Here is a 12,769-nt window from a genome sequence, read left to right as displayed (position 1 = left end):
CCATGGAGCTGCCGAAAGCGGTCAAGATCTTCGGTGCCCGGACCCACAACCTGCGCGACCTCGACCTCGAGGTGCCGCTGTGGTCGCTGGTGATGCTGACGGGCCTGTCGGGATCGGGCAAGTCGTCGCTGGCCATGGGCGTGCTGTACGGCGAGGGCTCGCGGCGCTACCTGGAGGGCCTGTCGGCCTACACCCGGCGGCGCATCGGCCAGGTGGCCAGGCCCGACGTGGACCGGGTGGAGTTCCTGCCGTCGGCGCTGGCGCTGCGGCAGCGCCCGCCGGTGCCGGGCAGGCGCAGCACGGTCGGCACCCTGACCGAGACGTCCAACGTGGTCAGGCTGATGTTCTCCCGGCTGGGCCACCACCTGTGCCCCAACGGCCACCGCGTCACGCCGAACCTGGCACGCAGCGCGGTCGAGTGGATCGACTGCCCGGTCTGCGGGGTGCGCTTCGAGCATCCAAGCGCCGAGTCGTTCTCGTTCAACACGCTGGGCCGCTGCCCCGGATGCGACGGGCTGGGCGTGCGCGACGACGTCGACCCCGAGGCGCTGGTGCCCGACCCCGGCAAGACCGTCGCCGGAGGCGCGATCGCCCCGTGGAACCTGGCCGGGCGCAGCTACATGCCGAACGTCGCCGCCGACCTGGGCGTACGGCTCGACGTGCCGTACGCCGAGCTGAGCGACGAGGAGCGGCGCATCCTCATCGACGGCCCGCCCGTCGCCAGGACCGTGACGCTCACCAGCAAGGCGGGGCGCGCGGTCACCCTCAACATGACCTACGAGAGCGCCCGCGCGGCCGTCGAGAACGCCATGGCCTCCTCCACCAGCGAGGTCACGCGGCAGCGGCTGAGCCCGTTCTTCACCTCGCGCACCTGCCCCGACTGCCACGGCACGCGCCTGCGCCCGCAGGCCCTGGACAGCACCCTCGCCGGGCTGACGATCGCTCAGGTCAGCACCTTCACGCTCGACGAGCTGGCCGGGTTCGGCGCGGCCGTGGTGCGCGCGCTTCCGGAGGAGATGCGGCCGCTCGCCGTACGGCTGGCGCAGGAGCTGGACGAGGCGGTGGCGCCGCTGGTGGGGCTCGGGCTCGGCTACCTGGCGCTGGACCGGGCGGGGGCGACGTTGTCGACCGGGGAGCGGCAGCGCATCGAGCTGACCGGCACCCTGCAGGCCAGGTCCACGGGCATGCTGTACGTGCTGGACGAGCCGTCGGTCGGCCTGCACCCGTCGAACGTGGCGGGCCTGCGCTCGGCGTTCGAGGCGCTGGTGGCGGCGGGCAACTCGGTCGTGGTGGTCGACCACGACGTGCTGCTGCTGCGCGGGGCCGACCATCTCATCGAGATGGGGCCGGGAGCCGGGCGGCTGGGCGGCACGGTCGTCGCGCAGGGCTCCCCCGCGGAGCTGGCCGCCGACCCGCGCTCGGTGACCGGGCCCTACCTGTCGGGCCGTGCCGCCGTCCGGGTGCGTGACGCCCGCCGTCCCACCGGCTGGCTCGCGGTCACCGTCGACGAGCTGTACACGCTGCGCGACGTCGAGGCGCGCATCCCGCTGGGCTGCCTCACGCTCGTCACCGGCGTGTCGGGGTCGGGCAAGACCGCGCTGATCCTCGACAGCCTGGTGCCGGCGCTGACCAGGCCGCGCCCTCCGGCCCACGTTCGCCTGGACGGCGCCGGGCCGATCCGCCGCTGCGTCGAGGTCGACGCGACGCCGATCGGCCGCAACGCCCGCTCCACGCCGGCCACCTACAGCGGCGCCTTCGACCCGATCCGCCGGCTGTACGGCAAGGCGTCGGGCCGCAGCCCCGGCCACTTCTCCTACAACACCGCCGCCGGGCAGTGCCCCACCTGCGAGGGGCTGGGCGAGCTCGCCCTCGACATCCAGTATCTTCCCGACCTGACCGTGACCTGCCCCGACTGCCAGGGAGCGCGCTACAACCCGGCGGCTCTGGAGGTCACGGTCGACGGACTGACCATCGCCGAGGTGATGCGGCTGAGCGTGACGGACGCGGCCGCCCACTTCGCCGCCCACCCGAAGATCAGCGCACCGCTGCGGGCGATGGAGGAGGTCGGGCTCGGCTACTTGTGCCTGGGCGAGCCCACGCCGAGCCTGTCCGGCGGCGAGGCGCAGCGGCTGCGCCTGGCCACCGCCCTGCACACCGACCAGAACGGCGTGCTGTACGTCTTCGACGAGCCCTCGATCGGGCTGCACCCCGCCGACGTCGCCACCCTGCTCAGGGTGCTCGACCGGCTGCTGGAGGCCGGGGCCACGGTCGTCGTCGTCGACCACGACCTGGACGTCGTCGCCAACGCCGACCACGTCATCGACCTCGGCCCCGGCGGCGGTCCCGACGGCGGCCGCATCGTGGCCACCGGCACGCCGGAGCAGATCGCCGCCGATCCCGCGAGCGTGACCGGCGGATGGCTGCGCGCCCACCTGAACCCCTGACGAAGGAGAGACCGATGCGCCTGCCCGGCCTGCCGCCGAGCGAGCTCGACCCCGACCAGCGCGCCGTGTACGAGGCGATCACGGGCGGGCCCCGGGCCGCGGGGCCGCGCCTGTTCGACCTGACCGACGAGGCGGGCCGTCTGCTCGGCCCGTTCAACGCCATGCTGCTCAGCCCGCCGCTCGGCGCCGCGTTGCAGGGGCTGGGCGCGGCGATCCGCTACGAGTCGCACCTGCCGGCGCGCTCGCGCGAGATCGCCATCCTGGCCGTCGCCGCGCACTGGGACAGCGCTTTCGAGTGGGCCGCCCACGTGGCCGTCGGACGGCACGCCGGCCTGGGCGACGACGAGCTCGCCGCGATCCGCTCGGGCGCCTCCCCCGGCGACCCGGCCGAGCGCCTGGTGCTGGAGACCGTGCGCGCCCTGCTCACCCGCTCCACGCTGACCGACGAGGAGTACGACGCGGCGGTGGGCGGGCTCGGGGAGCGGGCGCTGTTCGAGCTCACCACCCTCGTCGGCTACTACGCGATGCTCGCCCTGCAGCTCCGGGTCTTCTCGGGCGAGCATCCCGGCTAGGCCTCGGGGTGCATGCGGAAGTCGTAGCGGCCGGGCAGCGGCTCGTCGGTGAGCGCCGCCCAGGTCTCGTGCAGGGCGCTCTCCCCTTCGCGCAGGTCGGTCACCTCGAATCCGGCGTCGAAGATCGCCCTGGCCGCCGCCGTGTCGCCCTGGGCGAGCAGCGCCCGTGCCCTGAGCAGGTGCACCCGGCCGGTGCCCGGCAAGGTGTCCAGCACGTCGAGGGCCTGGCCGGGCCGCCCCGTGGCGAGCAGCGCCTGGGCGCCCTCCAGCGCCAGCGCGCCGTACAGCGGCCCGCCCGCCGACTCCGGGGTTTCGCTCGCCGGCTTCAGCAGCTCGCCCGCCGGCTCCGGCGCCTCGCTCGCCGGCCCCAGAGCGGCCTTGCTCGCCGGCTCCAGGGCCTCCAGGTACAGGTCCGCGTCGCCGGTCGCGATCGCCAGGCACCGCAGCGCCCACGGCGTGGGGCGCAGGGCGATCGACCGGCGCCAGGCCCGCTCGGCGGCCTCGCGATCACCGGCGTGCCATCGTGCCACCCCGAGGTGGTAGGCCGTCGTCCAGGTCCGCGGCGCCCGCTCCAGCAGCCGCCGCCACCCCGCCGACACGAGGCTGGGGCCGGGCCCGCCGTCGCCCTCCGGCATGGAGCCGGTGGCCAGCAGCGCCCGCCACGGCTCCTGCTCCGGCCCGAGCGTGGCGGCGGGGAACGGCGTCCCCGGCGTCGCCGCCCCGGTGCGCGCCACCTCCAGCGCCCCCCACCCGGATCCCGTCGCCAGCATCCTGGCCGGGGCCCGGTCGGCGCAGCCCAGCCACGCCTTGTAGGCGGCGTCCACCTCCTCGGCGGGCAGCCGCTCTTCGAGCGCCTCCTCGGCGCAGCGCACCGCCCGCGTCCAGTCGTCGCCGTGCGCGGCCCGCGGGTCGGCTTCGAGAGGCCCGTACGCCTCCAGCCACGAGAACGCCTCGCCGCCAGGCAGCGGCACGTGCTCCAGCTGGGTGCGGGCCAGCCCGGCCTGGATCTCCAGGTAGCCGCCCGTGCCCGGCTCGGTGAGCCACTCCTGCCAGCGCCGCCCGCCCGCTCCCCTGCCCCACAGGAAGAGCTTGCGGCCCCGCAGCAGCCCGGTCGAGGTCTGCACCAGGCCGCGGCCCGAGCCGTCGAGCGCGGCGATCCAGCGCCTGCGCTCCTCCAGCTCGAAGAAGTAGTCGGCGGCCTGCCCCGCCCGCGCCGGGTAGCTGCGGTCCAGCCCCTCCCAGACGGGGATCGGCACGTCGTGCAGGCGTCCCGCGTAGCCGAAGTGCCACGCGCGCCCGGCGGGGGCCAGGACACGGGTGTCGTCGCTCTCGGGGACCGCGATGTTCGACCACCAGTAGGCCGGGACCTCGTGCGCGTGCGGGTTGCGCACGCGCACGCCGACGAACAGGAAGTCGCCGTCGTCGGGCAGCCAGAAGTCGACCTGGTAGGGCAGGTCCCTGGTGCGCTCCCACTCCCACAGGCGCACCATCGGGGTGCCGTCGGGCGCGGGGAGAGCGGCGGCGAACAGCGGGCGGCACGATTGGGCGGTGTGCCCGGTGGAGCCGCTGTTCCACTCCACCCCGCCGGAGAACCAGGCGCCTGTCAGGCCGAAGTTGGCCGGTTGCAGGACGGGGTTGCGGTAGAGCAGTTCGCCGTGGTCGCGGTGGACCAGGGAGGCCAGGCGCCCGCCCAGTCCCGGCAGGATGGTGGCGGTCAGCCTGCCGTTGGCGAGCTCCAGCGCCTCGACCTCACGCTCCTGCCGTACTCTGCCGTAGCCGTCCTGCACGAGGTACGGCAGGACGGATCCGAGCCTGCCGTACCCGAGCTGGAAGGCCATGTCGCCGGGCACGTCCGCGGGGACGGGCGTGCCGTGGACCTCGCCGGGGCCGCCCAGCGGCGGCAGCGGGTTGTCGGGCCCCACCTGCGCGACCGGCATCCTGAGCGTGATCTGGCGGACCGTCGTGGTCATTTACCCATCCCCAAGGTCATTCCGTCGGTGACCCGGCGCCCCACCCAGGCGAACAGCGCGATCATCGGGAGCACGACGACGCAGATGCCCGCGAACATGCCGCCCCAGTTGGTGCCGGTGTACTGCTGTTGCTGCGCGAACCCGATCAGCGCCACGGGGAGCGTCTCCATCTCCGTCTCCTGCATCAGCACCAGGGCCAGCATCGTCTCGTTCCAGGAGACGATGAGCTGCAGGACGAAGACGGTGACCAGGCCGGGCCGGGCGACCGGCAGCACGACCCGGAGGAACGTCGTCCACGCCCCTGCGCCGTCGAGGGCGGCCGCCTCCTCCAGTTCCCCCGGCAGCGACCGGAAGAAACCCGTGAGCAGGAAGACGGTGAACGGCATGGCGGTGCCGATGTAGGCGAGGGTCAGCCCGGTCAGCGTCGAGGTCAGTTCGAGGCTGCTGAGCATCAGGAAGATCGGCAGCAGGATGACCTGCGTCGGCACGCCGGTGCCGAGCGCGAACAGCAGCGTCAGCGGCCGTCCCGCCCGGTTCATCGTGCGGCTCAGCGCGTAGGCGGCCGGTGCGGCGATCACGACGGCCAGCACCGACGACACCAGGCCGACGATCACGCTGTTGACCGCCGCCCTGCCGAAGTTGCCCACCTCCAGCGCGGTGAGGTAGTTGTCGAGCGTGGGCGGGATCGGCAGCCGCCACGGGTGGTCGAAGACGTCCCTGGTGGTCTTCAGCGACGTGATCACGACCCAGGCCAGCAGGGCCACGTTGGCGGCGACGATCGTCCAGACCGCCGCCCGCATGGGCGCGAGCGAGCGTGTCGTCCTCACGGTTGCGGCTCCCCTTCTAGAACTGGATGGCTTCACGGTCGAGGGCGCGCCGCAGCAGCAGCACGATCAGGGCCGCGATGAGGAGGCTGAACAGGGCGCTGGCGGCGGTCATCCCGAGCTGGGGCGGCGAGCCGCTGCCGCCGTAGGTGGCGGCGTAGCTGTACAGCGCGACGGTCCAGGTCTTGTTCGGCGGCATGCCCGCGGTGCCGCCGCCGAAGACCAGGACCAGCTCGAACACCTTGATCGAGCTGATGGTCCACAGCAGGGCGCAGACGCTGAAGACGTCCCAGCTGAGCGGGATCGTGACGTGCCGCATGCGCTGCCAGGCGTTGGCTCCCATGAGGGCGCAGTCCTCGTAGAAGTAGCGGGGGATGCGGTCGACGGCAGCCATGATGATGGTGGTGTAGTAGCCGACGGCCGCCCAGATCGCGACGATCATGATGAGGGCGAAGGTGTTGTCGACCGACAGCCACTTGGGCGGGTCCTCGACGCCGAACACGCCGCGCAGGATCGTGTTGACCAGGCCGTCGGGGTTGAACAGGAAGCCCGCCACGATCGCCGGGACCAGCGCGCTGACGATGTTGGGGAAGAACAGCACGTTGCGCGCGACGAGCCTGCCGCGCATCTCCCTGAGCACCATCGTCAGCGCGAAGCCGATGAGGAAGGTCGCCCCTCCCGCGATCACGAGCAGCTTCAGGGTGTTCAGCAGGGCCTGGTGGAAGATCGGGTCCCCCACCAGGCGCACGTAGTTGCGCAGGCCGACGAACCTCGCCTCGCCGTACCCCGCGGTCTCCTGCAGGCTGATCCAGACCGCGTAGAGGGCCGGTCCGAGGACGAACGTCAGCAGGAAGGCGAAGGCCGGGGCGACCATGGGGACGAACGCGCGCTGCCGGGACCTGGAGATCATCAGTTGCCCTGGTTCTTCCAGAACTCGGCCTGCACGCCGGCGATCTTGTCGACGAACTCCTGGGCGGTGAGCTTGCCGTTGAACAGCTCGCCCAGCGTGGAGTAGTAGACCTTGTCGGCCCAGCCGGGCACGCTCAGGCCCGCCGCGAACGGGTAGGTCGCCGCGACGCCGTCGAGCTGCTTCTTCAGCCCGGCCAGCGCCTCGGGCACGGCCGCGTCCTCGCGCGGCGAGAGCACCGAGGCGGTCTTGGCGAGGTCGTCGGCGAAGGTCTTGTTCGTGAGGTAGGCGATGAAACGTTCGCCCGCCTCGACGTTCTTCGCCTTGGTGGGCATCGCGAAGCCGAACTGCACGACCTCCTCGCCCTGGGCAGGTCCGCCGACCTCGGGGAAGGGCATCGAGACGGGCTTGAAGCCGGGCTTGGCGTAGGTGCCCACCTCGCCGGGCAGCCACGATCCCATGATCATGAAGGCGGCCTTGTTCTGCGCCCAGTTCTTCTGCTGCTCGGGGTACTTGCTGGCGTCATAGCCCTTGAGCAGGTAGCCCTGCCTGGCGAACTTCTCGATCTGCTGGGCGGCCGCCAGCACCTCGGGCTTCTTCCAGGCCTGGCCGGTGCGGTCCTCGGCCACGGCCCTGAGGCCGTCGGCGCCGATGGTGCGGTAGAGGTAGTAGTTCATCCAGTAGGAGTCGGACCAGTACTGCTCGCCGTCCGCCGTGATCGGCGCCATCGTGCCCGCGGCCTTCAGCTTGTCGAGCAGCGCCGTGAAGGAGGCCCAGTCCTTGGGCGGCGCGGCGGCCACCTCGGGCAGCGCGGCGGCGTCGTAGAAGAGCCCGATGCCGGCGACGCTGTAGGGCACCATGTACGGCTCGCCGGAGGCCAGCTTGAGCGCGGGGCTCTGGGTGTACTTGGCGGGGATGACGTCCTTGACCTTCTTGCCCGGCTCGCCCGGCACGTCGGCCTCGTAGACCTTGGCCAGGCCGCGCGCCACGCCCGGCGTGACCATGAACGGCCGGATGGTGTCGTCGGACTGGTCGACGACGTCGGGCACCTTGGAGGTGGTCAGCGCGGCGGGCAGCTTCTGCTTGACGACGTCGCGGCCGGCCCATTCGACGCTGACCTTGATGCCGGTGTCCTTGGTGAACCGCTCGATCGCCGCCTGGAGGGCGACCTGCTGGGGTTCGCCCTGCTTCCACATGGACCAGTAGACGAGTTCCTTCGTGGCTCCCTGCGGGGCAGGGTCGCCGCCGCAGGCGGTGACCAGTCCGAGGACCAGGGCGCCGGCGGCGAGACGAGAGGAGATGGGGCTCATGGAGTGGTACCGCCTGTCTTCTCGTGGGGGGTGTCACGGCTGCCCGGACTGTAGGCCAGCTTTTACCGGTCAAACAAGATGATGATGCAGCTTTGTGACCAACAGCCTCGATTACAGCTCAGGAATGCGCATTCCAGCCCTCATGGCCTAGGCTGATCACGCTCCTGTCGTTTGACCGATCAACCGAGGAGGCGAGCGTGGTCACGATGCGGGAGGTCGCCGAGCGCGCGGGCGTCACCAAGCAGACGGTGTCCAACGTGGTCACGGGCCGCGTGCGGGTCAGCCCCGCCACCGCCGCGAAGGTGCGCGCCGCCATCGCCGAACTCGGCTACACGCCCAACATCGTCGCCCGATCGCTGGCCACCGGCACCACGACGACCGTCGGCCTGCTCGTGCCCACGGTGACCAGCGCCTTCTACGCGACCGTCGTCGAGGAGGCGGAGAACGTCCTGGAGGAGCACGGCTACCACCTGCTGCTGTGCACCACCCGCCAGGACTCCGAGCGCGCGCGCAGGCACTTCGCGAGCCTGTCGAGCCGGTCGGTCGACGCGCTGCTGATCGCGGGCGACAACGGGCTCAACGACCACCTGCCGCTGCTGGCCGACGCCCGCTTCCCGGTGGCGCTGTGCGCGTGGGAGACCGAGGTCCCCGACACGCTGCCGGTGATCACCCTCGACTACGAGCAGGCCGGCTACCTGGCCGGGCGCCACCTTCGCGACCTGGGCCACGAGCGGGTGGCGATCCTGTCGAGCCCGGTGCACGCCGGCCGCATCGACGGCTTCGTGCGCGCCTTCGCCCGCGACGGGCTCACCGTGCCCCCCGCGGCGATCTTCACCCCGCCCGAGCCCACGGTCTTCGGCGGCTTCACCGCCGCCCGGTCCGCGCTGGCCGCCGACCCCGGGCTCACCGCGATCTTCGCGACCTACGACACCATCGCCCTCGGCGCCTTGGAGGCCGCCCGGCTCTCCGGGCGCTCGGTGCCGGGCGAGCTGTCGATCGTGGGCCACGACGACATCGAGGAGGTGCGGCACACGCACCCCGCCCTCACCACGGTCGCCGCGCCGGGACGCGAGATGGCCAGGCAGGCGATCGAGCTGCTGCTGCGGGCCGTCCGTGACGGCAGACGACCGGTCAATTCGCTGCAACTGCTGCGCTCCACCCTGGTGGCTCGCGACAGCACCGGCCCGGCGCCCGGCCGCTGAGCCGCCCACGCGCCGGGGTGCTCTTCATCGTCGCCGCGGCCCGCCGGTCAGCCAGGTCATAACACGCGTCGCCATCTCCCCTGCATGCGGGACACATGTCGCCTTTAACCGGCCTGCAAGCGTCGCGGGATACCTCTTGCGGGTCGCACGACGCAGCGTCGCCGCCACGATGCGCACATCCCCTAGATCGAGGAGTTCCGTTTCCATGCCCGACGAATGTGTCCGCCGGGTGTCCGGCTCGACGAGCCAGGCGCATCACACGCAGGAGCGGCCGCCGCTCACCTATGCCCAGCGCGGCTTGTGGCTGCTGGACCGGCTGCACCCAGGCAGCCCGCAATACAACGTGCCCTTCGCCGTACGGCTGCGCGGCCCGCTCGACGTCGAGGCCATGCGCGAGGCGCTGGCCGGGGTCGTGGCCGCGCACGAGACGCTGCGCACCGTCTTCCCCACCCATCAGGGCGAGCCGTACCAGGAGGTGCTGCCGGAGCTCGCCGTCGGCCTTGCCCTGGTGGAGGGCGCGCCCGAACTGGCCGACGGGTGGGCGGCCGAGCCCTTCGACCTCGAGCGGGGGCCGCTGATCAGGGCCCGGCTGCTGCGGCTCGGCCACGACGACCATCTGCTCGTCGTGGTGCTGCACCACATCGTGTGCGACGGCCAGTCGATGCACCTGCTGTTCGACGAGCTCGCCGACCGCTATTCCGGCCGGGCCACGCAGGCGGTGCGCGCCCTGCCGTACACCGAGCACGCGGCCCGCGAGCGGGAGATGCCGGTGGACCCCGAGGAGATCGACTGGTGGCGCGACCACCTGGCCGGCGCCCCCACCTCGCTCGACCTGCCCACGGACCACCGGCGGCCGGCCGTGCGCGGGACGGCGGGCGGCACGCACGCCTTCACCCTGCCCGAGCAGCTGATCACGGAGATGGGCACGCTGGCCAGGAGCGTCAGGACCACCTCCTTCGCCGTGCTGACGGCCGTCTACGCCGTCCTGCTCGGCCGGTTGTCGGGGCAGCGGAAGCTGCTGGTCGGCACGCCCTTCTCCGGGCGGCTCGACCCCGACCTGGAGCCGGTGATCGGCCTGTTCGTCACGACGTTGCCGCTGCGGGTCGACCTGTCGGGCGACCCGGCCTTCGTCGAGGTCGTGCGCAGGGTGCGCGGGGCGTTGCTGGAGGTTCTCGGCCACCAGGACACCCCGTTCGAGGCGCTCGTCGACGGGCTGCGGCTGCCGCGCGACCCGTCCAGGACGCCGCTGGTCCAGGCGATGCTGACCTTCGACGGCAGGAGGCTGGCCGAGCCGCGGTTCGCCGGGCTGGCCGCCGAGGTGTCGATGCTGCCTACCCCGACGGCGAAGTTCGACCTGGACTTCATGATCAACAAGGGGGTGGGCGAGGACTTCGACGTCGCGGTCAACTACAGCGCCGAGCTGTTCGAGCCCGAGACGATCGAGCGGCTGGCCGAGCGGTTCGTCCGGCTCGCGCGGGCGGCCGTCGAGGCCCCCGAGACGCCGATCCGGCTGCTGCCGGTGCTCGACGACGCCGAGCGGACCGCGGTCACCGGCGGCTGGAGCACGACCTCCGGGCCCTATCCCGACACAAGGAGCGTGGCCGAGCTCTTCGCCGAGCAGGCGCTGCGCACGCCGGGCGCCCCCGCCGTCGAGGCGGAGGGCGTCGTGCTCACCTACGCCGAGCTGAACCGGCGCTCCGCCCGGGTGGCCGCCGGGCTGCGGGCCCAGGGCGTGGGTCCCGAGGACGTGGTCGGCATCTGCCTGCCGCGCGGGCTCGACTACGCCTGCGCGATGCTCGGGGTGCTGAGGTCGGGCGCCGCCTACCTGCCGCTCGATCCGTCGCACCCGGCCGCCAGGCGGCAGGCACTGCTGGAGGCCGCCCGTGCCCGCACGGTGATCGACGTGCCGGGGGCGATGGATGACGATGTGATTTGGAGCGTTCCAAAGTCGGTGCATCCCGCCGCCCTCGCGTACACGATCTTCACCTCCGGCTCGACCGGCGAGCCCAAGGGCGTCGGCGTCACCCACGGCGCGCTGGCCAACCACGCACAGGCCATCCGCGACCGCTTCGGGCTCACCGCGGACGACCGGGTCCTGCAGTTCACCAACCCGGTCTTCGACGTCGCCGCCGAGGAGCTCTACCCGACCTGGCTGGCGGGGGCCTGCGTGGTCCTGTGCCCGGACCCGGTGCCGGCGCCTGCGGCCCTGACCTCCTTCCTCGCCGCCCACCGGGTGACCGTGGCGAACCTGCCCTCCGGCTACTGGCAGGAGTGGGCCGCCACCGTCGGCCACGACGTGCCCGGCCTTCGCCTGGTCGTCATCGGCAGCGAGAGCGTCGACGCCGCCGCGGTGGCCCGCTGGGCCCGGCGGGTGCCCATCCCGCTCGTCAACGCCTACGGCCTGACCGAGACGACCATCACCGCCCTCGCCCACCAGGTCCGACCCGGCGACTGGAACGTTCCAGTCGGGAAGCCGCTCCCCGGTCTGCGCGCCCTGGTGCTCGACGGCGAGCTGGAGCCCGTCGCGCCCGGCGTCACCGGCGAGCTCTACATCGGCGGCGCCGGGCTGGCCCGCGGCTACCTCGGCCGCCCCGACCTCACCGCCGACCGGTTCGTCCCCGACCCGTACGGCGAGCCAGGCGCGCGGCTGCACCGCACGGGCGACCGCGCCCGATGGCTGGCCGACGGCACGCTCGAACTCCTGGGCCGCGCCGACGAGCAGCTCAAGGTGCACGGCCACCGCATCGAACCGGCCGAGGTCGAGGCCGCGCTGCACGGTCACCCGGCCGTGGCGCGGGCGGCCGTGGCCGCGTGGGAGGGCAGGCTGGTCGCCTACGTGGCGCCCGCCGTCCCCGCCGGGCTGCGCGACTACCTGGCGCAGCGGCTCCCCGCGCACCTGGTGCCGACCGTCCTGACCCCGCTGGCCGAGCTGCCCACCACGGCGGGCGGCAAGCTCGACCGCCGCGCGCTGCCCGCGCCCAGGCTGGACCACGACCGGCCGGTCACGCCGCCCCGCACCGAGCTGGAGCGGCTGCTGGCCGGGCTCTGGTCGCGGGCGCTCGACCTGGACCCGATCGGCGTGCACGACAACTTCTTCGACCTGGGCGGCACGTCGTTCTCCCTGGCCACGGTGCACGCCGGGCTCAAGGAACGGCTCGGCGGGACGATCCCGCTGGTCACCCTCTACGAGCACCCCACGATCTCCGCCCTCGCCGCGGCGCTCGACGCACCCCGCCACGACGCCGCCCCGGCCCCCGCTTCCGGCGAAGGGCTGCGCGCCGGCCGCGCCAGGCTCCGGCGCCGCCGTACGGAAACCCGATGACCACCGAGAGAGGCTTCACCATGTTCGACCACGACCGCGACTACCAGGTCGTCCTCAACGACGAGGGACAGTACTCCCTGTGGCCCGGCGACCGGCCCGTGCCCTCCGGCTGGAACCCGGACGGGTTCACCGGCCCCAAGGCCGACTGCCTGTCGCACATCGCCCGGGTCTGGACCGACCTGCGACCCGCGAGCCTGCGCGCCGCGATGGAGGCCTGA

Annotated in this window: 9 protein-coding genes; 5 read left to right on the top strand and 4 right to left on the bottom strand. The window is 72.9% G+C overall.

Features of this window, described 5'->3' with window-relative positions:
* Positions 1-2: 2 nt before the first annotated feature.
* Together ACIBH1_RS27915 and ACIBH1_RS27910 are read left to right on the top strand one after the other, a co-directional pair.
* Positions 3-2,444: an excinuclease ABC subunit UvrA gene (locus ACIBH1_RS27915; protein ID WP_397316902.1), complete on the top strand. Its 2,442-nt coding sequence runs from the start codon at positions 3-5 to the stop codon at positions 2,442-2,444.
* Between the two features lie 14 nt (positions 2,445-2,458).
* A complete protein-coding gene (locus ACIBH1_RS27910) occupies positions 2,459-3,016 on the top strand; it encodes a carboxymuconolactone decarboxylase family protein (RefSeq protein WP_397316901.1) in 558 nt (185 codons plus the stop codon).
* On the opposite strand, the gene ACIBH1_RS27905 is transcribed toward ACIBH1_RS27910, so the two are convergent.
* Genes ACIBH1_RS27905 through ACIBH1_RS27890 form a run of 4 tightly spaced genes read right to left on the bottom strand, consistent with a single transcriptional unit; the run spans position 3,013 to position 8,027 of the window.
* On the bottom strand, positions 3,013-4,986 hold the full coding sequence (locus ACIBH1_RS27905) for a DUF5107 domain-containing protein (protein WP_397316900.1): 1,974 nt from the start codon (positions 4,984-4,986) through the stop codon (positions 3,013-3,015). The genes ACIBH1_RS27910 and ACIBH1_RS27905 overlap by 4 nt on opposite strands.
* A complete protein-coding gene (locus ACIBH1_RS27900; protein ID WP_397316899.1) occupies positions 4,983-5,813 on the bottom strand; it encodes a carbohydrate ABC transporter permease in 831 nt (276 codons plus the stop codon). Before ACIBH1_RS27900 ends, ACIBH1_RS27905 begins: the two co-directional genes overlap by 4 nt.
* A 16-nt stretch (positions 5,814-5,829) precedes the next feature.
* Positions 5,830-6,720 (bottom strand): carbohydrate ABC transporter permease, encoded by an 891-nt coding sequence (locus tag ACIBH1_RS27895; RefSeq protein ID WP_397316898.1) that lies wholly within the window; start codon positions 6,718-6,720, stop codon positions 5,830-5,832.
* Positions 6,720-8,027: an ABC transporter substrate-binding protein gene (locus tag ACIBH1_RS27890; RefSeq protein WP_397316897.1), complete on the bottom strand. Its 1,308-nt coding sequence runs from the start codon at positions 8,025-8,027 to the stop codon at positions 6,720-6,722. Before ACIBH1_RS27890 ends, ACIBH1_RS27895 begins: the two co-directional genes overlap by 1 nt.
* A gap of 206 nt (positions 8,028-8,233) precedes the next feature.
* Here ACIBH1_RS27890 and ACIBH1_RS27885 point away from each other — a divergent pair, with 206 nt between their 5' ends.
* The 3 genes from ACIBH1_RS27885 to ACIBH1_RS27875 all read left to right on the top strand — a co-directional run bounded on the left by ACIBH1_RS27885 (position 8,234) and on the right by ACIBH1_RS27875 (position 12,769).
* A complete protein-coding gene (locus tag ACIBH1_RS27885; RefSeq protein ID WP_397317111.1) occupies positions 8,234-9,229 on the top strand; it encodes a LacI family DNA-binding transcriptional regulator in 996 nt (331 codons plus the stop codon).
* A gap of 205 nt (positions 9,230-9,434) precedes the next feature.
* Complete coding sequence (locus tag ACIBH1_RS27880; RefSeq protein ID WP_397316896.1) at positions 9,435-12,551, top strand: amino acid adenylation domain-containing protein; 3,117 nt, start codon at positions 9,435-9,437, stop codon at positions 12,549-12,551.
* Entirely contained in the window at positions 12,548-12,769 is a 222-nt protein-coding gene (locus tag ACIBH1_RS27875) for an MbtH family protein (RefSeq protein WP_397316895.1), read from the top strand. Before ACIBH1_RS27880 ends, ACIBH1_RS27875 begins: the two co-directional genes overlap by 4 nt.

Source organism: Nonomuraea sp. NPDC050663 (assembly GCF_044456985.1).
GTDB lineage: Bacteria > Actinomycetota > Actinomycetes > Streptosporangiales > Streptosporangiaceae > Nonomuraea.
This window is presented reverse-complemented; position numbering and strand designations above follow the sequence as displayed.

What these genes read in the sequence shown, in the direction of transcription:
- ACIBH1_RS27890 (WP_397316897.1), bottom strand. Translation starts at nt 8,027, where the DNA reads ATGAGCCCCATCTCCTCTCGTCTCGCCGCCGGCGCCCTGGTCCTCGGA.
- ACIBH1_RS27905 (WP_397316900.1), bottom strand. Translation starts at nt 4,986, where the DNA reads ATGACCACGACGGTCCGCCAGATCACGCTCAGGATGCCGGTCGCGCAG.
- ACIBH1_RS27880 (WP_397316896.1), top strand. Translation starts at nt 9,435, where the DNA reads ATGCCCGACGAATGTGTCCGCCGGGTGTCCGGCTCGACGAGCCAGGCG.
- ACIBH1_RS27895 (WP_397316898.1), bottom strand. Translation starts at nt 6,720, where the DNA reads ATGATCTCCAGGTCCCGGCAGCGCGCGTTCGTCCCCATGGTCGCCCCG.
- ACIBH1_RS27875 (WP_397316895.1), top strand. Translation starts at nt 12,548, where the DNA reads ATGACCACCGAGAGAGGCTTCACCATGTTCGACCACGACCGCGACTAC.
- ACIBH1_RS27910 (WP_397316901.1), top strand. Translation starts at nt 2,459, where the DNA reads ATGCGCCTGCCCGGCCTGCCGCCGAGCGAGCTCGACCCCGACCAGCGC.
- ACIBH1_RS27885 (WP_397317111.1), top strand. Translation starts at nt 8,234, where the DNA reads ATGCGGGAGGTCGCCGAGCGCGCGGGCGTCACCAAGCAGACGGTGTCC.
- ACIBH1_RS27915 (WP_397316902.1), top strand. Translation starts at nt 3, where the DNA reads ATGGAGCTGCCGAAAGCGGTCAAGATCTTCGGTGCCCGGACCCACAAC.